The organism is Rossellomorea sp. NS-SX7, from assembly GCF_052828565.1.
Genome location: NZ_CM128249.1, coordinates 3,106,620 through 3,133,275, shown reverse-complemented (window position 1 = coordinate 3,133,275; position 26,656 = coordinate 3,106,620). Strand labels below are relative to the sequence as shown.

Below are 26,656 nucleotides of genomic sequence, written 5' to 3'. Positions count from 1 at the left end.
AGGAACTTTAAAATGTCAGTGAGTACACATTCCATTATCGAACAAACTGAAAAGTATGGTGCAAAAAACTATCATCCGCTGCCGATCGTCATCTCTGATGCAGAAGGTGTATGGGTGAAGGATCCTGAAGGAAATAAGTATATGGATATGCTGAGTGCCTATTCAGCGGTCAATCAGGGCCACCGTCATCCGAAAATCATCCAGGCGCTGAAAGACCAGGCAGATCGTGTGACGTTGACTTCACGTGCATTCCACAATGACCAGCTGGCTCCTTGGTATGAGAAGATCTGCAAGCTTACAGGAAAAGACATGGCGCTTCCGATGAATACAGGGGCCGAAGCGGTTGAAACAGCGATCAAAACGGCACGACGCTGGGCTTATGATGTGAAAGGTGTGGAAGAAAACAGAGCGGAAATCATCTCATGTAACGGAAACTTCCACGGAAGAACGATGACGGCCGTTTCCCTTTCTTCAGAAGAAGAATACAAGCGTGGATTCGGTCCTATGCTTCCGGGCATCAACCTGATTCCCTATGGTGATCTGGACGCCCTTAAGGAGGCTATCACTCCGAATACTGCTGCCTTCCTGATCGAGCCGATCCAGGGTGAAGCGGGCATCGTCATGCCGCCTAAAGGTTTCCTTAAAGCGGCATATGAGCTATGTAAAGAAAATAATGTCTTGTTCATCGCGGATGAAATCCAGGCGGGTCTTGCCCGTTCCGGTAAAATGTTTGCGTGTGAGTGGGAAGATGTAGATCCTGATATGTACATCCTTGGAAAAGCACTTGGAGGCGGGGTTTTCCCAATCTCTTGTGTGGTAGCAAGCAATGAGGTGCTGGGCGTATTCAATCCAGGCTCCCACGGTTCAACTTTTGGAGGGAATCCGATGGCTTGCGCGGTATCAGTCGCTTCCCTTGATGTCCTTCTTGATGAAAAGCTTGCTGACCGCTCATTGGAATTGGGAGAATACTTCATGAGTAAACTTCGTGAGATAGATAATCCTATGATTAAGGAAGTACGTGGAAGAGGATTGTTCATCGGAGTAGAGCTTGACGAGCCGGCACGCAAATATTGTGAACAGCTGAAAGAGGAAGGGCTGCTTTGTAAAGAAACGCATGATACAGTGATCCGTTTCGCACCTCCTCTTGTCATTTCTCAGGAAGAGCTTGACTGGGCAATCGACCGCATTAAAAAGGTACTCTCGAAATAAGACTGACGAATATGCGTGACAGTCTGAAATAGCTGGATTTTCACGTTTTTCATCAGTTTCGAATAGATAGTTAGTGTCCCTTTAAAGTGCGAACGTAAGAAAGTAATTATTTTAAAAAAGTCAATGGTTTAGTACAAGGTAATATGTTACAATAACTACGTTTCAGATCATATAATAAAGAGGCGAATGTTTAAAATGGGAGAAAACCTTAATCTGTTTACTTCTACACAGCATGTCATTAATGATGCTTTATCAAAACTTGGTTATTCCGAGGAAATGTATGAACTCCTGAAAGAACCGATCCGTATGTTGACCGTCCGGATACCTGTGCGTATGGATGACGGCAGCATCAAAGTGTTTACCGGTTACCGTGCACAGCACAACGATGCTGTCGGTCCTACTAAGGGAGGCGTTCGTTTTCACCCTGAAGTGGATGAAGAAGAAGTAAAAGCGTTATCCATGTGGATGAGTTTAAAATGCGGTATCGTCGACCTGCCGTATGGCGGGGGAAAAGGCGGGATCATCTGTGATCCGCGTACGATGTCTTTCACTGAACTTGAAAAGTTAAGCCGCGGATATGTTCGCGCAATCAGTCAGATTGTAGGACCTACCAAGGATATTCCCGCACCTGATGTATATACGAACTCGCAGATCATGGCTTGGATGATGGATGAGTACAGCCGTCTTCGTGAGAATGATTCTCCTGGTTTCATCACCGGGAAACCGATCGTACTTGGCGGTTCTCAGGGTCGTGAAAAGGCAACGGCTCAAGGGGTGACCATCTGTATCGAGCAAGCGGCAAAGAAACGCGGTATCAATATCAAAGATGCACGCGTCGTGATTCAAGGATTCGGAAACGCCGGAAGCTTCCTTGCGAAGTTCATGCACGATGCCGGTGCAAAAGTGATTGCCATCTCTGATGCTCACGGTGCACTGCACGATCCTGCAGGCCTTGATATCGACTATCTCTTAGATCGACGTGACAGTTTCGGAACGGTAACGACATTATTCGAAAATACGATCTCGAATAAGGAACTGCTGGAACTTGACTGTGATATCCTTGTCCCGGCAGCGATCTCAAATCAAATCACCGAAAAGAATGTTCATGACATCAAAGCATCCATTGTGGTAGAAGCTGCAAATGGTCCGACTACACTTGAAGCTACACGCATTCTTTCAGAGAGAGGAATCCTGCTTGTTCCCGATGTACTTGCGAGTGCAGGGGGAGTGACAGTATCCTATTTTGAATGGGTCCAGAACAATCAAGGGTATTACTGGTCCGAAGAAGAAGTAAACGAGAAGCTTGAAGCTAAACTCATTGATGCTTTCAACAATGTATACGAAACATCTCAGAATCGCCGGGTCAATATGCGCCTTGCCGCATACATGGTCGGCGCACGCAAAATGGCAGAGGCGTCAAGATTCAGAGGTTGGGTATAACCCCATCATATAGTAAGAACCTGTCTCCGGATTACCGGGGGCAGGTTCTTTTGTTTTTCAGAGCTTTACATAAGAATTGAACTGGTATTTCATGCTATATTTACAATAAGGTGAAAAATTATTTTAGGAGGGATCTTATTGACTGCAGCAATTAAAGAAGCATCCCGAGAATCCATACAAACCTCTATAGAAAAACAAAAGCAATTTTTTAAAGCAGGCAGCTCGAAGCCGCTGGAAGTGAGGAAAAGAACACTTGAAAAGCTGGCGGAGGCCATTAAAAGTCATGAAAAAGAAATTCTGCAAGCATTAAAGCAGGATTTAAATAAATCAGAAATGGAAACCTATGCAACAGAAATCGGGATTCTGCTTGAAGAGATTAGATTTACACTGAAGCATATCGATGAATGGGCTGAGCCGGTCAAGGTGAAAACAGCGAAAACGCATGTTGGGTCGAAAGCGTATAAAGTCCCTGAACCATTCGGGGCCGCACTCATCATCGCGCCATGGAATTACCCTTTTCAACTGGCACTTTCTCCTATCATCGGGGCGATTGCGGCGGGTAATACAGTAGTCATCAAGCCGTCAGAACTGACACCGAATACATCTAACCTGCTCACAAAGTTAATTCATTCACATTTCGACCCGGAATATATCACGGTCATTGAGGGCGGTGTCGAAACGACTCAAATTTTACTCCAACAGCCGTTTGATTATATTTTCTTTACGGGAAGCGTGCCGGTGGGGAAGGTGATCATGGAAGCGGCAGCAAAACAGCTCATTCCCGTTACGCTGGAGCTTGGCGGAAAGAGCCCGTGCATCATTGACGAAACAGCCAATATTCCGCTGGCGGCAAAGCGTATTGCGTTCGGCAAAGTGACGAATGCCGGTCAGACTTGTGTGGCACCTGATTATCTTTTCGTTCATCAAAAAGTGAAAGAAGCATTCGTGAAGGAATTCCAGAAAGCCATTCGGGATTTTTACGGAAAAAATCCGCTTACGAATGATACCTACGGAAAAATAGTGAATGAACGCCACTTCAATAGACTGACTGGCTACCTGCAGGACGGCGAGATCCTGACAGGCGGCCGGGTGGACCATACGAGCCTTAAGATCGAACCGACTCTTATGGTTCCAAGGGACGAATCAGTCCCTGTCATGCAGGATGAGATTTTCGGACCGATTTTCCCTATGATGGAGTATGATGCACTGGATGAAGTGATTGGATTCATCAATGATCGCCCCAAACCTTTGGCCCTTTACCTGTTTACAAGTGATGACAATGTGTCGGATAGGGTAAACAGTTCGATTTCATACGGTGGGGGATGCGTGAACGACACGCTCATGCATCTCGCGACTCCATATCTTCCGTTCGGAGGGGTGGGGGAAAGCGGAATAGGCAACTATCATGGGGAATCGAGTTTTGCAACGTTCTCTCATTATAAAAGCATTCTGAAGCAAACCACCAAGTTTGACTTCAGTTTCCGCTATCCAAATGCCAAATTCGGATTGAAAATCCTTAAAAAACTGCTGAAATGATGCATGGGTGACTCACTCTTGGGGCTGGTGAGTCACCTTTTTTCTGTAATGTGATGGTTGTGCCCTTTTTAGTGGCAGGAACAATCTTTATGCTGACTTTTTCGAGGGATATGTTGAAAAACTTTGGTTTATGCTGACTTTTTTTCGTTTTATGCTGATTTATTTGGATATATGTTGAAATTAACAAATAAAGGAAATTGAGGAGGCGGAATGAAAACCAAAAAATAAAGGCCCACGCCTCATTCGCTTTAAAGCAAAGAGGGACGGGCCATCTTTATATTCAAGGTTAGCGTGTCGGTTCTGTGTGCGGTTCTCTCTCGATCTCTTCTGTTGGTTTGAATAATAATCCAAGATTTATGAGACCGGCGATTCCAACTAGACCGTAAATAATGCGGGATAATGCTGCATCTTGTCCACCGAAGATGGCCGCTACCAGGTCAAATTGGAAGAATCCGATTAGTCCCCAGTTAATGGCACCAATGATCGTCAGAACCAAAGCAATACGTTGAATTGCACTCATGTTATTTTCCTCCTTAAACAATGGCTCATTTATAAGATGTCCAAACCATTTATTCTTATTCCAAGTGTGAATGTTTTTCAGTGTGCACTTTCTTTGCATTTTGGGAAAGATATATTCGATAATAGAAAGGTGTTTGAAACGGGCAGCCCGTGGCGAGCCCTAAATTTAAAGGAGGTAACATTTAATGAATACTTTTACGTATTATAACCCGACCAAGTTGATCTTCGGTAAGGGACAAGTAGAACAACTGAAAGAATTGGTACCTCAATATGGAAAGAAAGTGCTTCTCGTATATGGTGGAGGAAGCATTAAACGTAACGGACTTTATGATGAAGTGGTATCCCTTTTAAATAGTATCGATGCAGAAGTACATGAATTATCCGGTGTAGATCCGAATCCAAGACTGTCGTCTGTCAGAGAAGGAGTGAAGATCTGTAAGGAAAACGACATCGATTTCCTTCTTGCAGTCGGAGGGGGCAGTGTCATCGACTGTACAAAAGCAATTGCAGCCGGTGCAAAATATGATGGCGATGCATGGGATCTCGTCACGAAGAAAGCTGTGCCACACGAAGCACTTCCATTCGGGACGGTGCTGACACTTGCGGCAACAGGTTCTGAAATGAATGCTGGATCAGTCATCACGAACTGGGAAACACAGGAGAAATACGGCTGGGGCAGCCCGGTTACATTCCCTCAGTTCTCGATTCTCGATCCAGTGAATACATTCACGGTGCCGAAGAACCACACCGTCTACGGTATGGTGGACATGATGTCACACGTATTCGAGCAGTACTTTAATGATGCAACCAATACTCCGTTACAAGATCGTATGTGTGAAAGCACGTTGAGAACCGTCATTGAAACGGCTCCAAAACTAATCAATGATCTAGAAAATTATGAGCTTCGTGAAACGATTCTGTATTCAGGAACGATTGCGTTGAACGGTATGCTTCAAATGGGCTACCGCGGCGACTGGGCAAGCCATAATATCGAGCATGCGGTTTCAGCCGTGTATGATATCCCGCATGCAGGCGGCTTGGCAATCCTCTTCCCGAACTGGATGAAACATAACCTGAAAGTGAACCCGGCTCGTTTTGCCCAAATGGCTGAGCGTGTATTCGATGTCGATCCAACAGGCAAAACAGAGGAAGAAACGGCGCTTGAAGGAATTGCAAAGCTACGTGAATTCTGGAGCTCAATCGGTGCACCATCAACTCTTGCCGACTATGACATCGATGACAGCAAACTGGACCTGATGGCCGACAAAGCAATGGCAAACGGTGAATTCGGTAACTTCAATAAATTAAACAAAGAAGACGTTCTTTCAATTTTGAGAGCTTCTTTATAATCGTTCATTGGAAAAGGGCAGCTTTTATGGCTGCTCTTTTTTGTGAAAAGAAATTATTTATTTGTGTTATTCAAAACATTCAAAGTGAAGTGGAATAAAAAATTGTTATAAGGGATGATTTAGGAACGAACTCTTTTTTGTTGATTGGTTGATTCTAGCTTTTGATTGGAGTGCAAGGCGAAGACTCCTGCGGGAGAAGTGGCCAATGTGAGACCCCGGAGGCTCACGGGTCACCCGCGGAAAGCGAAGCCTTGCACGGAAATCAAAAGCGGCGATTAAAATCCGTTTTAATTCACCAAAAACAGGGGAAAATCAACAAGTAAAGAAAATTTTCATCATGACTGCGCTTTCAAAAAGGGAGCATTCTTGATTATCATCTCAGCATTCGATAAAGTGAGATAGAAGAAAATAATTTAATCGGAGGATGGTTATGACACACATTCGTTTTGATTATTCAAAAGCGTTATCGTTTTTTGGAGAACATGAACTTACATACTTAAGTGATGCAGTGAAAGTTGCTCATCATTCTTTACACGAACAAACAGGTGCAGGCAGTGACTTCTTGGGATGGGTAGACCTTCCTGTGGATTATGATAAAGAAGAATTCTCCCGCATCCAGAAATCAGCTGAAAAAATCAAAAATGATTCTGATATCCTGCTTGTCATCGGAATCGGGGGATCTTACCTTGGAGCACGTGCTGCCATTGAAATGCTGAATCACAGCTTCTATAATGCTCTTCCGAAAGAAAAGCGTACGACTCCACAGGTCCTTTTCCTTGGTCAGAACATCAGCTCGACTTATATGAAAGACTTGATGGATCTCCTCGAAGGAAAAGACTTCTCTATCAACGTGATTTCGAAGTCTGGTACGACTACCGAGCCGGCGATCGCTTTCCGTATCTTCCGTAAGATGCTGGAAGAAAAGTATGGTGTCGAAGAAGCACGCAAGCGTATCTATGCAACAACTGATAAAGAGAAAGGTGCCTTGAAAACACTTGCTAATGATGAAGGTTACGAAACATTCGTCGTACCTGATGATGTCGGCGGCCGTTACTCTGTTCTTACAGCCGTTGGTCTTCTGCCTATCGCGGTGAGCGGTGTTGAAATTGAACAGATGATGAAGGGTGCTGCCGAGGCACGCGAAGACTTCAGCAAGTCTGAACTTACTGAGAACGCAGCTTATCAGTATGCAGCTGTCCGAAATGTTCTTTACAATAAAGGCAAGACAATTGAAATGCTGATCAATTATGAGCCAGGTCTGCAATATTTCTCTGAATGGTGGAAGCAGCTGTTCGGCGAAAGTGAAGGAAAAGACCAAAAAGGGATCTTCCCTTCATCCGCTAACTTCTCGACAGATCTTCACTCTCTTGGACAATATGTTCAGGAAGGGCGCCGTGACCTTTTTGAAACGGTCATCAAAGTACAGGAGCCTCGTCACGAGTTGAAGATTGAAAAAGCGGATAGTGACCTTGACGGCTTGAACTATCTTGCCGGTGAAACGGTTGATTTTGTGAACAACAAAGCATTCGAAGGAACACTTCTTGCACATACAGACGGCGGAGTGCCTAATCTAATCGTTGAAATCCCGGCAATGGATGCCTACACATTCGGCTATCTAGTATACTTCTTCGAAAAAGCTTGTGCGATGAGCGGCTATCTTCTTGGTGTAAATCCATTTGATCAGCCTGGAGTTGAGGCATACAAAGTGAACATGTTTGCCCTTCTTGGGAAACCTGGATTCGAAGAGAAGAAAGCAGAGCTCGAAAAACGTTTAAAATAAATCAATGAATAAAGAGCGCGTGAGAAACCTTTTCTCCGCGCTCTTTTTATACAATAAGAAAGAAGGATAAGTATCTTTTGAGAATTGTCCAGCTCCGGGGCTTAGAGGCACATGTCATAAGTCAAACCGACCAAGAAGGCAAAGAACGCCTTCGTGGCCGATTCACCTTATGCCACCCGCCTCTGAACAAAGCCCCTTCGCTTTTCTCTTGTCCAGCTCCGGCGGCTAGCCCCTCGAGGTCATAAGCTAAATGATCCAAGAAGGCAAAAAGCGCCTTCCCGGACCATTCATCTTATGCTTGTCGGGTCTGAACGAGCCGCCTCCGCTTTTCTTATACATTTTTCCCTCTCTTTAGGAAAAACTACTCCTAAAGAAAGGGGATTGATGTGAGTGATTGAGCTTTCATCCGCTATTGAAGGTAAACATTATCAGTTGTACAAGCTTGAACAGCTGCTGAAGCCGCTCGGATATACAATCGGCGGTAATTGGGATTACGACCATGGATACTTTGATTATAAAATAGACGACGAGGTCGGCTATCAATTCCTGCGTGTTCCGTTCAGGGCGATTGACGGTCAGCTTGATTCCAGAGGAGCGACGGTTGAATTCGGGAAGCCGTTCCTGCTTGGGCATAAGTATCAAAGAGGTCTTGATGACTTTGCCTCTGCCGGTGACTTCTCCGGGACAGTCAATCAATTTTCCGAACCGGAGGATCCTGACGCGAGTATTCCAGACAAATATGTGGACATCGGCAAGGAGCTGGTAAAAGAGCTTGAAGATGTCATCATGATGAATTAAGGTTTCAAGCATAGCAATCTAATGAAAAGAAGCTGACCCCCATTTTTTAGAGGAGTCAGCTTCATCTTTTATTGTAAGGTTGTTTCGTTAGTAATGACAAGCAATTCATCAGAAGCTTCCACTATTGTCGTCAAAGGGGGATTCACTGATGTTTCATCGCGCTTTTTAATTCCAAGCAGGATGATATTTCGCTGCAGAAGTCTTTGACTTAAACTTTGAAAGGTTTCATTCACGCAGTCCTCTGTAATCGGTACCAGTTGCAGATGATTTCCTTTCAGGTGATTCAGAAGCTTCAGGATGGTTTTTGACATGCCCTGTGAAATGATGCTGTTCATCATGACATAACTTGTTTGCAAATTGGTCTGGATTACTTCATCCGCTCCCGCACGCTCAGCATTTACGACCTGATCTTTTTGCAGTATTTCCACTACGGTATATACTTCTTGATGATTCCCTTTAACCGCAAGAAGTGTCAGGACCGTATGCATATCGGCCTCTATTTCATTAAGGTTCTGATCCGCTGTGATGATGGCGATCGAGGCTTCCTCCATACTTGCTTTTTTCAGAACTTTATCCTTGAACGGAGTCCCCTTGATAAAATGAATATGGTGATTCCGGTATGGATTCTTTTCAAGCGTTTCGTCAATCAGAATGATCTGTCCGCGGAAATGAAGCGAATTCAGTTGACCGATAATTTCCCTGGCACGTTCATTCCAGCCAATGATGACCACGTGTCCTTTGCCTTTGAACTCCGCTTTACCCTCTATATAGGCATTTTGAGACATCACTGTATTGGTTGCTAACGTAATGAAGTATGTAGACAAGAATCCCGCCCCTACCAAGATAAGGAGAATGCCGAAAACACGTCCCTCGTTGGAGGCTGGTACAAAATCTCCATAACCTACTGTCGACATCGTAATGATGGCCCACCAGATTCCATCAAAATAGGAAGGAAACGTATCAGGTTCGATAAAGTGTATGAGTATGCCGAATAGCGTCATCAGACTTATGGCTATCAGGAATATCCGCAATAATAAAGGCCAGCGCAGGAATTGATGAAACAGCTGCTGAACCATTCAATCAGCCTCCTTCAGATCTTCCAGCGCACGCATCCTTCCCCGAATTGAAAAGGCGAGCTTACCTAAAAGGCGAAGTACGCCTTTCGTGCAAGCTCGCCGTATGTGTGCCGGGCATGACCAGGTGCTTGCGCAATTGTATTCTGCACTGACCATTATTGCCCAAACAGCGTGATCTCATAACTAATCCAGCCATTCTTTCTTTATCAAGCTATACATATATGCATCATACATGATGTCTTCCTGAAGAATATATTCACGCAGCAGTCCCTCGCGCCTGAAACCAAGTTTTTCCACGACTCTGGATGAAGCCTGGTTATTGGGGACGATGACCGCTCCGATGCGGTTCATTTCTCTTTCGATAAAAAGATACGTGATAAGCGGTTTTAATGCTTCCCCCATAATTCCGTTCCCCCAGAAATCGGGGTGAAGGTCATAACCGATTTCGCAGCGTTTATAGGATTTGGCAATCCCATGGAATCCGCATGTTCCCATCATCTGATCGGTGTTTTTATCTACGATCGCCCACCGCATCGGTCCCCCTACTTCTAACTGTTTCTCATAGTTCTCCACCATTTTCTCGGCCACTTCTTTAGAAGAGATGGGACTCATGCCGAAATATTGCAGGACTTCCCTGGAAGTATAATGCTCAAATAAAAAATTGACGTCTTCATTCGTGATCTGCCTTAAAATCAGGCGCTCCGTTTCAAAGATGGGATAAGTTGTCGTTGTCATCTTCATCTCTCCTTTAGGCTCTTTTCGCATGCTTTGTTGCTTTGCACCCAAGAAAAGACCGGAACTTGGGTACGTTCGATGGTAAGCCCGTCTCTTGTTAAAGCTTGAGTTCGAATAGAGCACGTCCACAAGCTGCATGTGGACTACTAGACTATGTACGAAAAGCAACAATCTTTAGAAGACAGCCATCCTTTAAGAAGAGTATATCACGAGTGTATTAGAAAATAAGGAAAATTTCGAAAAGTGGAAAGTGAAATTTCTCTTTTTGCCAGACTTTTTTATTGTACATTCCCGCTCATATATCCAAATCTTCATCGACCCATGTTTTGGCTTCCCATGAGGCGGGTACTACATGCGTAAACGTTTAAACTTGAAGACAAGGAGAGTTGTGTGATGAACGTTCACTTTTGTGTTGAGGGACAATCCGAGATTTTTCACGAGCAGGAGTTCGAAGATATTACGCCATTGCTGAAAATGAAAGAGTCAGGGACGCTGTTGACATTTAGGGATGAACAGGAAAAGTCATGTTTTATTGAAGGGAGGATCATAAAGACCTCATTTGAAACCAGGCTTGATTCGAAAAGGGAAGTAATAGGGCAAGTCTTCGTTGTCCAATTATACGTTGAGAATGAAGAAATGAGGGCTTAAAACATGACTGGAGATGGAAGATAGAATAATATAGCAATGAAAATGAACATACCTCCCCATAAAATGAAGTTTTTTTCATACTTTTTTACTACTATTCTATTGAAAAATACAATAAATGGAATTATGCTAAGGTAGTATTGTAATTTGTAAAAAATGGAATGGCAGGGGGATGGCAGGTTGAGGCACGCATGGGGAAAGGGAATGAAAGCATTACTTGTGTTTGGACTGTTCTTTTCTGCACTGACAGTCATGGGAACTCCAGTATCGGCTGCGGGGGATTATAACAGAAGCATCGAGGGGCCTCCAGGAGGATACGGAAGTTTATCATGGGAGTATGAGGGGCTAAACAGAACAACATCCTATGTTATATACATCTACTCTGATACGAGTGAGCAATATTGGAAAAAAGTTTATTATGATAAAAACAACACCTATGTTAAGACAACATATGGGACTTATTGAAGTCCGTATTCAAGAGGTTGTTGATTTCCGTCCATTTTCCAGGTATATAAAAAAGCTTCATCATCCAAAAAAAAATGATTATGTCCTGCGACATAATCATTTTTTAAGTTCAGTCCTGGAAGGACTCCGCAATCCTGACCATATCTGCTTTTCCTAGAGTGACATTAGAAGAGCGCGGGTTATAGCCTATGGAGTAAAAGATACCATCCTTATACCAGGTAAGATTATTCGTTCCCCATTCCCGATTTTCTCGGTAGCTGCCGGTAACATCACCGATTTTCACCGGTTCGTACATGGCTGGGGTACCTGATTCAATTCCGATATCCAGAGTGATCGTCAATCTTTGCTTCTCAGGTCCGGTCAGTTTGACAGAAAAGATATCAAATTCATCTTGAGGAGTATGTTTATAGGTACTATCCACTACTTCAAAAGGAACTAAGGTCGGCAATTTAATCTTTTCACTCCATTTGGTGTCATCTTCATCAACTTGCAGGTCCAGTTGATGGAAGTCACCTTGACTTTCATTCTTCCCGTCTTGGAGTAATCCAAGCTGGGTCCCGCCGAAATAAACAAACAGGGTAAGGCAGGCAAGCATAAAGATGGCTGACATCACTGGTGCAAGTACAGGTTTCCTCTCAAAGGAAGATTTGCTTCTTCCGGAATGTATCTCATTTAAAATATTCCTTCTCATTTTTTCAGTAAACCCGTGACCTTTAAACGTTTCTTCCTTCATCAGTCCACGTAAACGACGCAATTCATCCATTGTTATACACCTCGCTGTTTTGGTAGGCGGCACCCAACAATTTTCTTCCTTTTGCTAAACGTGTCTTGACTGTGTTGATGTTTAAATCCATACACTCTGCAATCTCGGCCAGTTTCATTTCTTCGAAATAAAATAAAAAGATGATTTCCCTATATTTCACTGGCAGAGACAATAAATTCTGTATGAGTTCACTGCTGGTTTCTTCTTGAATGAGACTTTGCTCTGGTGTGCCGAATTTTCCCTTCACCATATCATTGATGGTATTCGTGAAAGAAATCATCCTCGTATCCCACCGCCTTAAATAATCCTTGCAGTGGTTGATTGCCATCCGGACAATCCATGTCTTTAAAGATGATTCCTCGCGAAAGGTATCCATTTTCTTATAGACCTTCACAAACACTTCCTGCGTCAGGTCTTCAGCGAGACTGTGATCCTTAACGTACGAATACACTATGTAATAAATATCGTTGCCATACTCACTCATTGCTTTTTCAAGAATGAGGTCCCTTGATGAGTCAGGAAAGGGGCCGTTTTGATTTTTTTTCAAAAAATCACCTGCTTTCGTCCTATCCATTCTACCAATTTGACGAAGGACGTTGGGGAAAAGTTTTGAAATTTGTGGAAAAGAACGCAGGGTAGGGATATTTATGGAGACTTTTTCCAATTAGATGGAGTATAATTGATTGAAGCCATCTTACTTTTGGAGAGGGGATCGGTCGGTGAACTTTTACATGTATTTGCTTTTTTCGATTTGTCTGTTGATTATTTTAACTCCCTTCGCTTTCATGATTGACTTTGTAGGTAAGACACTTGAGAAACAGGTAAACCCTAAATATTTGAAACTAACGATCATCATGATTCTGTTGTTCATCATGGCTGGCGGCTCATTCCTCATGAGTGTCCTTAGCGGGATGAAAATGATTGATACCTTTTTTATAACGAGCCTGTGTTTTTTTGGGCTTGGGTGGATCACGAATATCACGAATAAAGCCCATAGGAATATGGACAGCACATTCGCTAAGTTTGTGACAAACAACGCGTATAAATATCAATATGAAGCGTCGGGTACACCTGAAGTGAGTCTGTATTTTATCTCAAGCCTGATATTCCTTGGGGGAAGCTGGGTTTTAGCATTTGTTGTGGCTTTATTATAATCGCAAAAGAGAAAAAATAAGGAGAAGTTCTACATGCGTACAAACAGCATCATTTTAACGGCCATTATGGCAGGGATTTATTCGGGGATATAGGACGGTTTTGAAGAAAGCAGGGGTCTTGCTCCCATTGCCAGCGTCTTCATTTTGATGATCATGACAGTAGGTACGGGACTCTTATTCAATAATGTTCTTCTCAGAGGAAAAGAAAAGGTATAAAAAGGGTACCGCTCTATCATGGAGCGGTACTCCTTTTTTATTTTATTTCCTCGAACCGGTCAAGCGCCCTCTTCCTGGCAGCTTTATGATCGACGATCAGATAAGGATAATCCTTCCCCAGCTTCACTCCCGCTTCTTCCAATACATGTTCGGGGGCAGTCGAAGGCGAGTGGATGTATTTATCAGGCATGTTTTTCAGTTCAGGCACCCACATCCGTATATAATGCCCGTCTTCATCAAACTTCCCGCTCTGCAGGGTAGGGTTGAAGATTCGGAAGTAGGGGGAAGAATCAAAGCCGCTACCTGCAACCCACTGCCAGCCCATCGAGTTGTTGGCGATATCGGCATCGATTAACGTATCAAGGAACCATGCTGCTCCTTTTTGCCACGGGATCAACAGGTGCTTGGTTAAGAACGAGGCGGTGATCATTCGGACGCGATTGTGCATGAATCCGGTCGCCCATAATTCCCTCATGCCGGCGTCAACAATCGGGTAACCGGTTTTTCCTTTGATCCAGCTTTGCCAGTGAGAATCATTGTCCTCCCACTCGAATGCTTTGAATTTCTCATGAAGCGGTTCTTGTGGTGACTGCGGGAAGTGCAGGAGCACGGAATAAGAGAAGTCCCTCCATATCAGCTGTTTGATGAACGGCTCAGTTTGCTTCTCAATCTGTTCAGTGAAATGATGAAACACACTTCTAACTGAAATAGCTCCGATTGCTAAGTAAGGGGAGAGTGTGGAATGGATGCCTGCTGCGGGATAATCTCTTCCTTCATCATACTTTTGGACTTCTTTGCTGAACCGCTTCAATCGTTTAATCGCTGCTTCCTCGCCTGGTTCCCAGATGTTTTCCATGGTCTTATACCAGGTGATTTCCGGGAGCAGATGTAAATCCTTCAGCAAGAGTCCCTTTTCATCAATGTCAGGGGCACTTAATGAATTCACCTTCGGAACAGGCTTCGAGATCTCTTCTTTTCTAAGCGACTTATAGTAAGACGTGTACACTTTATAAGGAGAACCATCACTCTTTGTAATCTTCCAGGGTGGAAGGAGCAGAGTCCCTTCAAACGTCTTAACGTCTATCCCTTCTGAAGACAAATCGTCGGCAAGCTTCCTGTCTCTTTCAAACGTTCCGGGTTCGTACACCCGATTCCAGAAGACGGCACTCGCTCCTGTCTTTTCAATCCACTTCGGAAGCACATCTTTCAGCTCTCCGCTATCAAACAGCAGGCAGCCACCGATTGCTTCGAGCGATTCCTGAAAATGCGTCAGGTTCCGATGCAGCCACCATTTCTTCGCTGCCCCTGATTCTGACAGGCTCTCATCATGAATATAAAGCGGAAGCACCTTCCCCTCTTTAGAAGCATGATAAAGAGCGGGATGGTCATGCAGACGGAGATCCTGCCTGATCAGGACGATGATTGTTTTTTTAATGTTGGCCACCTCTCATTCTTGATTGAATTCTTATGACGATTATATAAAAGTTATTGGTTCTTGTTCAAAAATGAATGGGTTTTAAAGATTTTAATAGAAATGAACGGAAAAAGCGGCTGCTGTCCGTCTATATCAGTGAGTTAGGGAGTTTTGGTGACAAAACGCCGGATATATTATCAAAAACCGGCATCATATTATCAAAAATCCAGATATTTTATCAAAAACATACATTTTATTATCAAAAAAACAATTATATTATCAAAAACCATTATATGGTAACTCCGGTTGGAGAACCTACACCCATGCGCAAATATGCCTGATTTTTTAACATAAATAATCAAAATATTCAAAACAGTTCATATGTCATACCTTATTCCGACATTCTGCGTATTAACAGGACTTAAGTGGTATAGACATCTATACTTTTAATTCCATAAACTAGAATAGTAGATCAATTTGGAAACCCTTACATTTATGACCAGAAGGAGGGAAAGATGGATGAAAAAGAAATCAGTTTCAATGGCTTTAACCGCTTTGATGTGTACCTCGTTATTTAGTCCCGCAGTGTTTGCTCAAGGTGGGGATAATGACAGGGCAGTAACGGAAGCGGAAAACGTTCGCGCACATCCTGCATTCACATGGGGGAATCCGGCACCATCATCGCCTGTCCTCCATCCCGGTTCGGCTCGGGGAGCAGGTATGATGCAATCGACTTTGGATGGGATCGACCCTTTGTTGGAAGAGAAGATTGCTGAAGGTGTCATGCCGGGCGCCGTAGCACTTGTTGCGAGAAGCGGGCATGTCGTGAAGCATGAGGCTTATGGGGATGCTTACCGCTATACGGATGGTGACTTCACAGAAGCAGACTCTCCGATCGCGATGGAGAAGGATACGATTTTCGACCTCGCATCCATTAGTAAAATCTTCACGACGACAGCCGCGATGATCCTTTACGAGGAGGGAGCATTCGGACTGGATGACCCTGTTGCAGACTATATTCCTGAGTTTGCTGCGAATGGGAAAGAAGACGTGACGATCAGGCAGCTGATGACCCATACCTCTGGATTCACTGCATGGATTCCACTGTACAGACAAGGGAATGATAGAGAGGACAGGATGCAGATTGTCTTCAATCATCCTCTTGCGAACGAACCAGGCACCGCCTATACATACAGTGATTTAAACATGATTACATTAGGTGCCATCATTGAACGATTATCCGGGCAGCGTCTCGATGAATTTGTGAAAGAGAACATCACGGAGCCGATCGGTATGAAAGATACGATGTATAACCCTCCCGCTTCACTTAAAGAAAGAATCGCAGCCACAGAATATCAGCCCGCGATTGGAAGAGGGCTCGTATGGGGGGAAGTGCATGATGAAAATGCATGGTCACTGGACGGTGTTGCAGGGCATGCAGGTGTTTTCTCCACTGCAGAAGATCTGGCGAAATTCGCTCACATGTTTGTAAAAGAGGGACGCTATGGAAATAAGCAGATCTTGAAACCTGAAACGATCAAACTGCTTTCTGAAAATCAAATCCCCGAATTTCCAGGTGATGACCATGGACTTGGCTGGGAGCTGAATCAGGGGTGGTTCATGGATGGGTTATCAGATGAGAACTCTCTTGGTCATACAGGTTATACCGGGACATCAATCGTCGTGAATCAGGATAATGACACGATTGCCATCCTTCTGACAAACCGTGTTCATCCATCACGGAGCACGGTATCGACCAATACGGCGAGGAGACCATTTGCGCGTTTGGTTGCAGATTCGATCCCGGTAGAAATGCCTAAAAAAGAGGAAGCTTGGTTTTCCGGATATGGTGATCAATTAAACCGCAGTTTGACAACAGAAGTGAATATTGAAGAGGGTGCTTCTTTATCTTTTGACACCTGGTATCGAATAGAGAATAATTCCGACTTCGGTCATGTAGAAACATCAACAGATGGAGAAACATGGACGGCAGCGGGAACTGCTTTTACAGGAAACAGTGAAGACTGGTCTGAAGAAGAAGTCCTGATACCTGCTGGCACTAAATTCATTCGTTTCACCTACGAAACAGATTCGTACGCTAATTCCCGAGGCTGGTATGTGAAAGATATCGAACTGAACCTCTTAAATGGTGAACAGCTTCACCCCGTCTTTACAGGCTGGGAGAAACGGAGTTATTAAAAGATAAAAAGGAGGAGAAAAGATGAAACATTCGTATAAGGTATTTTCTTTAACGGTTCTCGTGCTTGCCATGATCATCTCTGGAATGCCGATGAATCATGCGAAAGCAGAGAGCTCCTTGAAAGATCTCATCATCTATCAAAATGCTCCGCAAGTGGATGTGTCGAATACCGGCGAGGAAATCGGTTTGAAGGCCCTGAATGTTTATGAGGACGGACATTTTACATTTGCATCGGATGGCCTGGACTGGAGTTCATCCAACAAGAATGTAGCGGTAGTGGATGATAACGGAAATGTTACGTTAACAGGCAAGAACGGAAAATCCTTTATTACATTGACGAATGGGGAAATCACAGATCGCATTGCCGTTCATGTGAAATCAGCTCCTGAAAAAGGGACTAAAGGAAAGCCGGCATCAAAGATCATGGTCGTGAAAGAAGAAGGTAAGCGTTACAACCTTGTAGATGAAGCGATTGCCAACATGACAATCGAAGAAAAAATCGGTCAAATGCTGATGCCTGACTTCAGAAACTGGGACGGAGAAAACGTAACCGAAATGCTTCCTGAAATCGAACAGCTGGTGAAGGACTATCATCTTGGCGGGGTTATTTTATTCCGCGAAAATGTGGTCACTACAGAACAAACGACAAAATTGGTTGCCGATTATCAAGAGGCTGCAGAAAAATACGGATTACTGATGACGATCGACCAGGAAGGCGGAATTGTCACACGTCTTCAATCTGGCACCGACTTCCCGGGTAACATGGCATTAGGTGCCACAAGATCACCTGAAATTGCTCATAACGTTGGAAAAGCAATCGGTGAAGAGCTGCATTCACTTGGAATCAACGTCAACTTTGCACCGGTGATGGATGTTAACAATAATCCTGACAACCCGGTAATCGGCGTCCGTTCATTCGGGGAAGACCCGAAGTTGGTAGCTGAAATGGGAGTGGCTTATACGGAAGGACTTCAATCAACCGGTGTAGCAGCTACAGCCAAGCATTTCCCTGGTCACGGTGATACGGCAGTGGACTCTCACTTAGGGCTTCCTGAAGTGCCGCATGATAAAGAGCGCTTGATGGAAGTGGAACTTTATCCGTTCCAACAGGCCATGGATGCAGGAATCGACGCTATCATGACGGCACACGTCACGTTCCCTAAGATTGACGATTCCAAAGCCATCTCCAAAAAAACAGGGGAAGAAATTGCTGTGCCAGCCACTCTTTCTCATAAAGTACTGACAGAACTGATGCGTGAAGAAATGGGATATGAAGGTGTCATCACGACCGATGCGATGAACATGAAAGCAATCGCAGATCATTTCGGTGCAGTGGACGCGGCTGTTCGTGCGGTGAAAGCAGGAACAGATATCGTTCTTATGCCGGTTGGACTAAGTGAAGTAAGACAAGGATTACTAGATGCAGTCGACAGCGGGGAACTGACAATCGATCGAATTGAAGCATCCGTTGAAAGAATCCTTTCACTGAAAATCAAACGTGGTGTCATCAAAGAAGAAACCCCTCTGCCATTGGAAGAGAAAATTGCACAGGCAAGTGAAGTCGTTGGATCCCAAGAACATAAACAAGTGGAAAAAGAAGCAGCTGAACGCTCGATTACACTTGTGAAAAACGAGCAGGCACTTCCAATGGCCCCGTCTGAAGATGAAAAAATAGTCGTGGTCGGCAGGTCTTTCATTGAGGACCTTGGAAATGCAGTGACAGAGCAGCATGCAAACACGACAGTCATACAAGCTCCATCGAATTACCAATTAACCGAAGAACAGAAAGCGGAAATTAGAGATGCGTCAGCCGTCATCGTCGGGACGTACACTTATAATGTTTCGGGAAGATCTCCAGACAGTGCTCAAATGCAGCTGGTGAAAGCATTGGGTGAAGAAACAGACGCACCGGTGATTGCAGTCGGCATCCGAAACCCATATGACATCATGGCTTATAACGCTGATGTGGACGCGTACCTTGCCCAATACGGTTTCCGTACAGCAAGCTTCAAAGCGACAGCCGCGGCCATCTTTGGAGAGAATAACCCTGGCGGAAAGCTTCCGGTATCCATTCCTGGACTGGATGAAGGCACCCTGTACGAGTTCGGTCATGGCTTGACGTATTAATTTTATAAAAACAGGAGGGGAAGACCTTGAAAAAGTGGATGATCACATTACTCACACTGGTTCTGGTCCTGTCGACGATGTCAGCAGGTTCTGCCCATGACAACGATGGAAAAGGGCATGGTAAGTGGAAAGATAAGCACAAAGAATTCTCACTTGGTGTAGAGCAGCTCCTGGAAGAAGAAAAGCACCTCATCGAAGGCAAAAAAGTAGGCTTGATCACGAATCCAACCGGAGTGGATCAAGGGCTGAACAGTATCGTTGACACATTGCACAATGATCCTGACGTTGAATTGACTGCGCTATACGGACCGGAGCACGGTGTTCGCGGAGATGCGCAGGCTGGTGAATATGTTGAATTCTATATCGATGAAAGAACGGGTCTTCCGGTATACAGCTTATATGGAGCGACGAAAAAGCCGACACCTGAAATGCTTGAAAATGTTGAAGTGCTGCTATTCGATATTCAGGATGTAGGAACCCGCTTCTACACATATATCTACACAATGGCTTATGCAATGGAAGCAGCAAAGGAAAATGATATCCCGATCATCGTACTTGACCGTCCAAACCCATTGAGCGGTAAAGAAGTTGAAGGACCAGTACTGGATATGGAGTACTCTTCATTCGTAGGTAAATACAGCATCCCGCTTCGCCACGGTATGACAGTAGGGGAGCTGGCCAAACTATTCAACACAGAATTTGAAATTGGTGCAGACCTGACCGTTGTGGAAATGGAAGGATGGAAGCGAAGTATGTACTATGACGAAACACCACTGGAGTTCGTCATGCCTTCACCTAACATGCCTACACTTGAAACGGCATTGGTTTACCCTGGTGCGGCGTTGATTGAAGGGACGAACGTATCCGAAGGCCGCGGAACAACGAAGCCATTCGAGCTGATCGGTGCACCATTCATCAATGCAGCAGACCTTTCAGCAGCACTGAATGATCTGGGACTGAAAGGCGTTACGTTCAGAGCGGCGTCCTTCACACCGGCATCTTCCAAGCACGCAGGCAAACTGTCACACGGTATCCAAATCCATGTCACCGACAGAAAAGCATTCAAACCTGTCGAAACCGGATTGCATATTGTGAAAGCCATCCATGACATGTATCCTGAAGACTTCCAATTCCGCGCAGAAAACAGCGCAGGCATCTCATTCTTCGACAACCTCATTGGAAACGGATGGGTGCGCGAAGGCATTGAAGAAGGAAGAAGCGTCGAGGAAATGGTAGAACAGTGGGAAACTGAATTAGACGAGTTTAAAGAAGTTCGTGAAGAGTATTTGATTTATTGATTCCATTGTTGAAAGAGCCTGAGGCCCTGCTGCCTTGGGCTCTTTTTCATTACTTAGAAAGAGTAGTAATAAATGATGTATTTCACCATATATATGATGATGTTGTGTCCTATCAAAATACTTACATTTTCCCCCTTTTATTGATAGCATAGTAGTGTAAGTTTATTTGTTTTAAACAAAAGTTTGGTTAAAAGCAACTGGATTTTAATTCGTTCCAGCTGTTGATTGGAGTGCAAGACGAAGACTCCTGCGGGAGAAGTGACCAACGTGAGACCCCGCAGGAGCGCAGCGACGAGGAGGCTCACGGGTCACCCGCGGAAAGCGAAGTCTTGCACGGAAATCAACAGCGGTATTAAAGGCGGTATAAACGTACGCTTAATTTTGTAGCGGATTGCTTAAAACACCAAATCACTAAAAAAAGAAAAGAGGTAATCAATCATGCTAAAGAAATTCGCAAGTGATGCATTGGGTATCAGTGATATCGGAAAAATCATCAAAAGAGAAGACTTTGATAAAACACAGTCAGATGATTACGTATTAAATGAAGATGGGGAGAAAATCCACTTCCTGATCAAGTCCAAAACAGACGAATACTGCTTCACCAATCGTGCGCTCATTCATTTAGATGGTGAGAAAGCCTCGAGCAGCAAACGTAATCTTTACCGTTATGAGTACTATCAGAACCCGATCGGCAACGTGTCCATCGAAACAGCCGGTACCATCGATCTGGATCTTGAAATTAAATTTACTATGGGCAATCAAGCCTTCTCCGTGGATATCGATAAAAAAGAAGGAGAGGCAATCGCCGACCTTTACAAGTCACTTCTTGCCATCTCCCACATTCAGCAGGAAGGTAAGCGGAAAATCGATTCAGCAGAAAAAAGTTTATCAATGGCCAGGGATCTCATCGCAAATAACCGCTTCCATGATAATGATATTTCAAATGAATTCAAGCAAACGACGGGCTTTGCATTTGAATGGTTGAACGATCATTATAATGCGAATACGAGAAAAGATTTTGGTGAGGTTTTCAATCGATACATTCAAAACTAGAAGAATAATAGAGCGTCTGCCGTGTTGATTCGGCAGGCGCTTTTTTTATGATGGTGACGATAGGCAGGATGCGGAAGGTGTTTGGAATCAAAATATGAGAAGGATGATTTCACGTATATAAAGAGCTGATGTGAAATACCTATATAAAAAGACTTATGGTACAAGTTCAATTTCAAATTGATTTATTATCAAAGCTCTAGATAGGGGCTGATTCTATGAATCGGAAGACAAATGTGAATGCAGCTATTTTTTTGCTCTTTTTCTTACTTTTCATTCATGTTATCCGGATCATCCTCCACGCCAAAATTTACATCGTTTACAGCATGGGGGTTGGCCCTCTTTTCTTGATAGCACTGATCATCTTCCTCATTTTATTACTTTATTTCAAAGGGTGAATGTCTGGTAGCAAAAGGAAGGGATTACTGGTGGTCATGCCGTTGGCCTCCAGTTTTTTTGCGTATTCCCCCCTTTCGTTCACCGATTGGAATGTTGATTAAAGGGATTAAAAAAATAATTGAATCTACATATTCTAAAGATGCGGGTTACATAATCTGAACGTGGTAAAATATACATCAACCATCAAAAATACAGCGGGAAGTGTCCGAAAGAACGGTAAAGTTGAAAAGGGGTGTTCCTTTATGACAGGAAGCAGGAAGAATCGTAAGGTTGATGGATTTATGAAAAAAGCCAAGAAGTGGAAGGAAGAATTTGAGCAATTAAGAAATACAATTCTTGACTGTGAGGAGTTGACTGAAGAAGTTAAGTGGATGCATCCTTGCTACACATTTGAAAATAAAAATGTTGTATTGATTCATGGATTTAAAGATTATTGTGCTCTTCTGTTTCACAAAGGGGCCTTGTTGAAGGATCCCCATGGGATTCTAATCCAGCAAACTGAGAATGTACAGGCGGCGCGCCAGATTCGGTTCACCAATTTACAGGAGATAATCGAAATGGAGAGCATCTTGAAAGACTATATCCATGAAGCCATTGAAGTGGAAAAAGCCGGTTTGGAAGTGAATCTAAAAAAGACGGAAGAATACTCGATCCCTGAAGAACTCCAGACTACATTCGATGAAATCCCTGAATTGAAAGCTGCTTTTGAGGCATTGACGCCTGGACGGCAAAGAGCATACATCCTTTATTTTTCTAAAGCGAAACAATCCAAAACCCGTGAATCAAGGATTGAAAAGTATAAGCAGAATATACTCGATGGAAAGGGATTAAATGATTAGTATTTTTAATGAAAATAAATGTATAACATGATGACCTAACCTCATCTTGCATGGATGACTTTGTAAATAATCGTAAGAAAAAAGGTTCAAATTTGTTAACACAATCTTTAGTAAGCTCTACATATTTCGCACGGTAATTTAACATCCCTTTTCTAGAATATAGGTGAATACATATTTTAGATTGGAGATGGAGATATGAGCAGAAAATTATTGATAGGTACAGGGGTTGCCTTGTCCTTGTTAATCAGCCCGATCAGTCAGGTATTTGCAGAAGAACCAACAAAAGGCGAACGGAAGCAAGTGGACAATGTAGCGCACCGCGGTGCAGCCGGTTATGCACCTGAGAGTACAATTGCTGGCTTTGACCTGGCAGTTGATATGAAAGCCGATTATATTGAAATCGATGTTCAGAGAAGTGAAGATGGTGAGTTGGTGGTGATCCATGATACAACTGTCGATCGTACCACGGATGGAACAGGAAAAGTGGGAGATTTAACATTTGAACAGCTAAAAAGCCTGGACGCAGGAAGCTGGAAAGGGGAACAATTTGCAGGAGAATCTATTCCTGCTTTTGAAGAAATTCTGGAGCGTTACCATGGTAAAGTTGGAATTTTAATAGAACTAAAGGCTCCAGAGCTTTATCCTGGAATTGAAGAAGAAGTGACAGAAGCATTAAAAGATCATCATCTAGATAAACCACAAAATGAAAAAATCATCATTCAATCTTTTAACTTTGAATCAATGAAAAAAATGAATGGGCTTCTTCCTCATGTGCCAATCGGTGTATTAACTTATAGCCGTGCGCATACAACAACGGAAGCTTTACAGGAATTTGCATCCTATGCGGATTGGGTAAATCCAAGCTATGGTATTGTGACGGAAGAATTAGTGGATGGCGTTCACTCCCTCGGTATGCAAGTAGGCTCTTGGACGGTACGCAGTCAAGAAGCAGCAGACTTTCTATTCGAAATGGAGGTTGACGCGATCATTACTGATTATCCGGATTATGTAGATCCAGGAAATGAAGAGTAATTTAAAAGATTTGAAGATAAGGAGCAGCTGCTGACCCTTTTATTAGTTGGACAAGGTGCTTTGTAGGCAGCGGTAAGGTTTTAAACAGGAAAATGAGCAGGTTCATCCAAAATGGATGAACCTGCTTATTTATTCCCTACAGCTGATTATCGCTGTCCTTATTTGATTCTTCTACGGTCTCTTGTACTTTTTCTTGTGCTTTTGCTATGGTGTCTGCCATATTTTTTGTAGTGGTTTTAATAAGTTCTTTTTGGCTGACCATTCTGTTCTTCATTAATTCTTTGAACTCATTTTTCTGCTGCTTTAAATTGGCCTTCAGTTCTGCAATGGAGCTTTTGATCGCATCAGCCACTTCTTTATTTAGTTCTTCATTGTTAACCTTCACATTATCGCTGGAATTGTTTCTTGTCACGTTTGAGGAATACGTAAAAGAGTGGTTTTGTTCCTTATCCATAAAAGTGAATCCTCCTTTATTCTTAAGTTGGTAACCCTAATGTTTGACTTGGCACTGAATACCCTTCGATGGAGCAGATTGAAAATACATAGATCATCGTCGGTTCAATCAGATCATCAACAAAGAACCCTAAGCAATCGCATATATTCCATACAAAAACAGGGGTATCAAGTGGCGTATCCAATCCTTCAATGACTAGGTCAAGGCCCAAGCCGAAAGTAAGTGCTGCTTGTAAATTGTCCAGGATTTCTCCTTCACAACAAAGCTTCTTTTTCTTGCATTCAAAACATTCGTTGTCATCATCGAAGCAAGTAGTACCTAGAGAAAGTAAGAATGCAAAAATGTCATTGTCAGATAGAAGATTGTCTGTAGCTTTGATTCCGGTTACTTTATCAATTTTGAGTGTAGTGTTTGGGACCTGGGACATTTGTCCTGCTGGCCGGAATGTGACGGTTGCACAATCATTAACATTTGTGATTACCTGATTTACTATTGGATTCCCTAATCCTGTGTTTCCGTCTGTGAAGATGTCAATTTCTTGGTCTGTCGGTTCTTCTAGTTGACTCTGAGCGATCCGGACTTCATTTAACAACCTGGCGATGTCTTTTAGGCAGCAATCTTCTGAAGGTCTTGGTTTATCCTTATGATCCTTGTCCCTATGCTCTTTTTTATCGTCGTCATCAATAGAGCAGCCGCATTTAACATTAGTGGTCGTGTTGACAGTAACACCGCTTACCGACGTATCAATCATTTGGGTGTTCTCGAGAGGTGAAACGTTCGTATGGCCCTCGATCGTTTGCATACCCTGTTCTTGGTTTTGATCTCCCATCAGTTGAAGTTGGTCTTCTTCTTGGGTTTGATCCTGCATTTGTGATTGATTCAGGCTGGCGCCTTCTTGTGTGGGCATTTGTGTAGTGGTCTGCTGATTGTCTAATGTGGATCCTTCTTGAATGGGAACTTGTGCGGTAATGTGGTCTTGGTCTAAATCTTGGGTGGAACCGTCCTGAGTCGGGGCTTGGGCCATATTCAAATCTTGGTCGGCTGATTGTTCACCACCGTCTTGGATCGGAGCCTGTGCGGTGATTTGATCTTGGTCGCTGGATAGTTCCGAACCGTCCATTGAAGGTGCCTGGGCCATGGTCTGATCTTGGTCTGCAGATTGTTCCCCGCCATCCTGGAGCGTGGCCTGTGCTGTAATTTGATCCTGATCATTGGACTGCTCTGAACCATCCTGGGATGGTGTCTGGGCCATATTCTGCTCTTGACCGCTTGCTTGTTCCCCGCCATCCTGGATAGGGACCTGTGCTGTAATCTGCTCCTGGTCGTTGTCGATTTCACTGCCATCCTGAATCGGAATCTGTCCGGTGAACTGTTCTTGTTCATTCGACTGTTCCGACCCATCCTGAGTAGGAATTTGGGCCATATTCTGGTCCTGGTCGCTTGATTGTTCACTGCCATCCTGGATAGGGACCTGAGCTGTAATCTGCTCCTGGTCATTGTCGATTTCGCTGCCATCCTGGATCGGAATCTGACCGGTGAACTGCTCTTGTTCATTCGACTGTTCCGACCCATCCTGAGTAGGGACTTGAGCCATGTTCTGGTCCTGATCGCTTGATTGTTCACTGCCATCCTGGATAGGGACCTGAGCTGTAATTTGCTCCTGGTCATTGTCGATTTCGCTGCCGTCCTGAATCGGAATCTGTCCGGTGAACTGTTCCTGCTCGTTCGACTGTTCCGGTCCAGTAAGGTTTCCGCTCTGGTCCTGACTGCTGTCCAGTTGCGGACCTTCCTGAATCGGCACTTGTATCGCGTGCTGTTCTTGTTCATTGTCCTGTTCCGAACCATCTTGAAAACTATGCTGTTTCAGATCCTGTTCAAATTCAGACCCTTTTTGTGAACTTTGAATATTTGTTTTGCATTTACATGGATGCTTGGAGCATTTTTCACATTGATTTTTGCTAGACAAAATAATTCCTCCTTTCTTAATAACCCATTTTTCAATAGGTTGAGTCTATAAATCTGGTGGCTTGTCTTTTTTAGACATATTATATTTATATGCCTTAATGGGTATGGTGGGGTGTATATTTGTCCTCTTTTGTAAAAATAGGGCTGTATAAAATCAATTAGATCGAAATAAAAAAGGAAATCCACTTTCCAT

At 43.7% G+C, this 26,656-nt stretch carries 25 protein-coding genes; 16 read left to right on the top strand and 9 right to left on the bottom strand.

All coding sequences use genetic code 11. The features are described from left to right. The first annotated feature begins 12 nt into the window (after positions 1-12). From ACUXV2_RS15655 to ACUXV2_RS15645, 3 genes are all read left to right on the top strand, one after another. Positions 13-1,209 (top strand): ornithine--oxo-acid transaminase, encoded by a 1,197-nt coding sequence (locus tag ACUXV2_RS15655; protein WP_446244083.1) that lies wholly within the window; start codon positions 13-15, stop codon positions 1,207-1,209. A 195-nt stretch (positions 1,210-1,404) separates the two neighbouring features. Continuing rightward, positions 1,405-2,649, top strand: coding sequence for a Glu/Leu/Phe/Val family dehydrogenase (locus ACUXV2_RS15650; protein WP_446247091.1), 1,245 nt, complete (start codon positions 1,405-1,407; stop codon positions 2,647-2,649). Positions 2,650-2,787: 138 nt separating this feature from the next. Then, positions 2,788-4,185 (top strand): aldehyde dehydrogenase, encoded by a 1,398-nt coding sequence (locus ACUXV2_RS15645; RefSeq protein ID WP_446244082.1) that lies wholly within the window; start codon positions 2,788-2,790, stop codon positions 4,183-4,185. Between the two features lie 286 nt (positions 4,186-4,471). On the opposite strand, the gene ACUXV2_RS15640 is transcribed toward ACUXV2_RS15645, so the two are convergent. Beyond that, positions 4,472-4,705 carry a DUF378 domain-containing protein gene (locus tag ACUXV2_RS15640; protein ID WP_446244081.1) on the bottom strand — a complete coding sequence of 78 codons (234 nt, stop codon included), beginning with the start codon at positions 4,703-4,705 and terminating at the stop codon, positions 4,472-4,474. Between the two features lie 184 nt (positions 4,706-4,889). Between ACUXV2_RS15640 and ACUXV2_RS15635 the strand changes: the two genes are divergently transcribed. The 3 genes from ACUXV2_RS15635 (at position 4,890) to ACUXV2_RS15625 (ending at position 8,631) form a co-directional block, all read left to right on the top strand. Next, positions 4,890-6,053 (top strand): iron-containing alcohol dehydrogenase, encoded by a 1,164-nt coding sequence (locus tag ACUXV2_RS15635; protein WP_446244080.1) that lies wholly within the window; start codon positions 4,890-4,892, stop codon positions 6,051-6,053. A gap of 430 nt (positions 6,054-6,483) precedes the next feature. After that, positions 6,484-7,833 (top strand): glucose-6-phosphate isomerase, encoded by a 1,350-nt coding sequence (locus tag ACUXV2_RS15630; RefSeq protein WP_446244079.1) that lies wholly within the window; start codon positions 6,484-6,486, stop codon positions 7,831-7,833. Positions 7,834-8,223: 390 nt separating this feature from the next. Further along, positions 8,224-8,631: a YugN-like family protein gene (locus tag ACUXV2_RS15625; RefSeq protein ID WP_446244078.1), complete on the top strand. Its 408-nt coding sequence runs from the start codon at positions 8,224-8,226 to the stop codon at positions 8,629-8,631. 68 nt (positions 8,632-8,699) lie between these two features. Here ACUXV2_RS15625 and ACUXV2_RS15620 read toward each other — a convergent pair whose 3' ends face one another. After that, on the bottom strand, positions 8,700-9,707 hold the full coding sequence (locus ACUXV2_RS15620; RefSeq protein WP_446244077.1) for a potassium channel family protein: 1,008 nt from the start codon (positions 9,705-9,707) through the stop codon (positions 8,700-8,702). Between the two features lie 183 nt (positions 9,708-9,890). Then, positions 9,891-10,442, bottom strand: a complete 552-nt coding sequence (locus ACUXV2_RS15615; protein ID WP_446244076.1) for a GNAT family N-acetyltransferase — start codon at positions 10,440-10,442, stop codon at positions 9,891-9,893. A 393-nt stretch (positions 10,443-10,835) separates the two neighbouring features. Between ACUXV2_RS15615 and ACUXV2_RS15610 the strand changes: the two genes are divergently transcribed. Beyond that, positions 10,836-11,090, top strand: a complete 255-nt coding sequence (locus ACUXV2_RS15610) for a hypothetical protein (RefSeq protein ID WP_446244075.1) — start codon at positions 10,836-10,838, stop codon at positions 11,088-11,090. A gap of 201 nt (positions 11,091-11,291) precedes the next feature. Then, positions 11,292-11,552, top strand: a complete 261-nt coding sequence (locus tag ACUXV2_RS15605) for a hypothetical protein (RefSeq protein WP_446244074.1) — start codon at positions 11,292-11,294, stop codon at positions 11,550-11,552. A 109-nt stretch (positions 11,553-11,661) separates the two neighbouring features. Here ACUXV2_RS15605 and ACUXV2_RS15600 read toward each other — a convergent pair whose 3' ends face one another. Continuing rightward, entirely contained in the window at positions 11,662-12,315 is a 654-nt protein-coding gene (locus ACUXV2_RS15600; RefSeq protein ID WP_446244073.1) for a hypothetical protein, read from the bottom strand. After that, the gene (locus ACUXV2_RS15595; RefSeq protein WP_446244072.1) at positions 12,308-12,862 is read right to left on the bottom strand and encodes a sigma-70 family RNA polymerase sigma factor; all 555 of its coding nucleotides are present in this window, start codon (positions 12,860-12,862) and stop codon (positions 12,308-12,310) included. Before ACUXV2_RS15595 ends, ACUXV2_RS15600 begins: the two co-directional genes overlap by 8 nt. Before the next feature lie 172 nt (positions 12,863-13,034). Between ACUXV2_RS15595 and ACUXV2_RS15590 the strand changes: the two genes are divergently transcribed. Beyond that, positions 13,035-13,469, top strand: a complete 435-nt coding sequence (locus tag ACUXV2_RS15590; protein ID WP_446244071.1) for a hypothetical protein — start codon at positions 13,035-13,037, stop codon at positions 13,467-13,469. Between the two features lie 77 nt (positions 13,470-13,546). On the opposite strand, the gene ACUXV2_RS15585 is transcribed toward ACUXV2_RS15590, so the two are convergent. Together ACUXV2_RS15585 and ACUXV2_RS15580 are read right to left on the bottom strand one after the other, a co-directional pair. Beyond that, a complete protein-coding gene (locus ACUXV2_RS15585) occupies positions 13,547-13,705 on the bottom strand; it encodes a hypothetical protein (RefSeq protein ID WP_446244070.1) in 159 nt (52 codons plus the stop codon). A gap of 17 nt (positions 13,706-13,722) precedes the next feature. After that, positions 13,723-15,129 (bottom strand): cryptochrome/photolyase family protein, encoded by a 1,407-nt coding sequence (locus ACUXV2_RS15580; RefSeq protein ID WP_446244069.1) that lies wholly within the window; start codon positions 15,127-15,129, stop codon positions 13,723-13,725. A gap of 489 nt (positions 15,130-15,618) precedes the next feature. On the opposite strand from ACUXV2_RS15580, the gene ACUXV2_RS15575 reads away from it, so the two are divergent. The 7 genes from ACUXV2_RS15575 to ACUXV2_RS15545 all read left to right on the top strand — a co-directional run bounded on the left by ACUXV2_RS15575 (position 15,619) and on the right by ACUXV2_RS15545 (position 24,044). Beyond that, on the top strand, positions 15,619-17,298 hold the full coding sequence (locus tag ACUXV2_RS15575) for a serine hydrolase (protein WP_446244068.1): 1,680 nt from the start codon (positions 15,619-15,621) through the stop codon (positions 17,296-17,298). Positions 17,299-17,320: 22 nt separating this feature from the next. Beyond that, positions 17,321-19,426, top strand: a complete 2,106-nt coding sequence (locus ACUXV2_RS15570) for a glycoside hydrolase family 3 N-terminal domain-containing protein (protein WP_446244067.1) — start codon at positions 17,321-17,323, stop codon at positions 19,424-19,426. Between the two features lie 26 nt (positions 19,427-19,452). Next, positions 19,453-20,724 carry an exo-beta-N-acetylmuramidase NamZ family protein gene (locus ACUXV2_RS15565; protein ID WP_446244066.1) on the top strand — a complete coding sequence of 424 codons (1,272 nt, stop codon included), beginning with the start codon at positions 19,453-19,455 and terminating at the stop codon, positions 20,722-20,724. 438 nt (positions 20,725-21,162) lie between these two features. Continuing rightward, complete coding sequence (locus ACUXV2_RS15560) at positions 21,163-21,777, top strand: PH domain-containing protein (RefSeq protein WP_446244065.1); 615 nt, start codon at positions 21,163-21,165, stop codon at positions 21,775-21,777. Positions 21,778-21,992: 215 nt separating this feature from the next. After that, positions 21,993-22,172, top strand: coding sequence for a hypothetical protein (locus ACUXV2_RS15555; protein WP_446244064.1), 180 nt, complete (start codon positions 21,993-21,995; stop codon positions 22,170-22,172). Positions 22,173-22,415: 243 nt separating this feature from the next. Then, entirely contained in the window at positions 22,416-23,012 is a 597-nt protein-coding gene (locus tag ACUXV2_RS15550; RefSeq protein WP_446244063.1) for a YdeI/OmpD-associated family protein, read from the top strand. A gap of 195 nt (positions 23,013-23,207) precedes the next feature. Then, positions 23,208-24,044: a glycerophosphodiester phosphodiesterase gene (locus ACUXV2_RS15545; RefSeq protein WP_446244062.1), complete on the top strand. Its 837-nt coding sequence runs from the start codon at positions 23,208-23,210 to the stop codon at positions 24,042-24,044. Between the two features lie 136 nt (positions 24,045-24,180). On the opposite strand, the gene ACUXV2_RS15540 is transcribed toward ACUXV2_RS15545, so the two are convergent. Both ACUXV2_RS15540 and ACUXV2_RS15535 read right to left on the bottom strand, forming a co-directional pair. Beyond that, on the bottom strand, positions 24,181-24,498 hold the full coding sequence (locus tag ACUXV2_RS15540; RefSeq protein WP_446244061.1) for a hypothetical protein: 318 nt from the start codon (positions 24,496-24,498) through the stop codon (positions 24,181-24,183). A gap of 22 nt (positions 24,499-24,520) precedes the next feature. Then, positions 24,521-26,464 (bottom strand): hypothetical protein, encoded by a 1,944-nt coding sequence (locus tag ACUXV2_RS15535; protein ID WP_446244060.1) that lies wholly within the window; start codon positions 26,462-26,464, stop codon positions 24,521-24,523. Positions 26,465-26,656 lie beyond the last annotated feature (192 nt).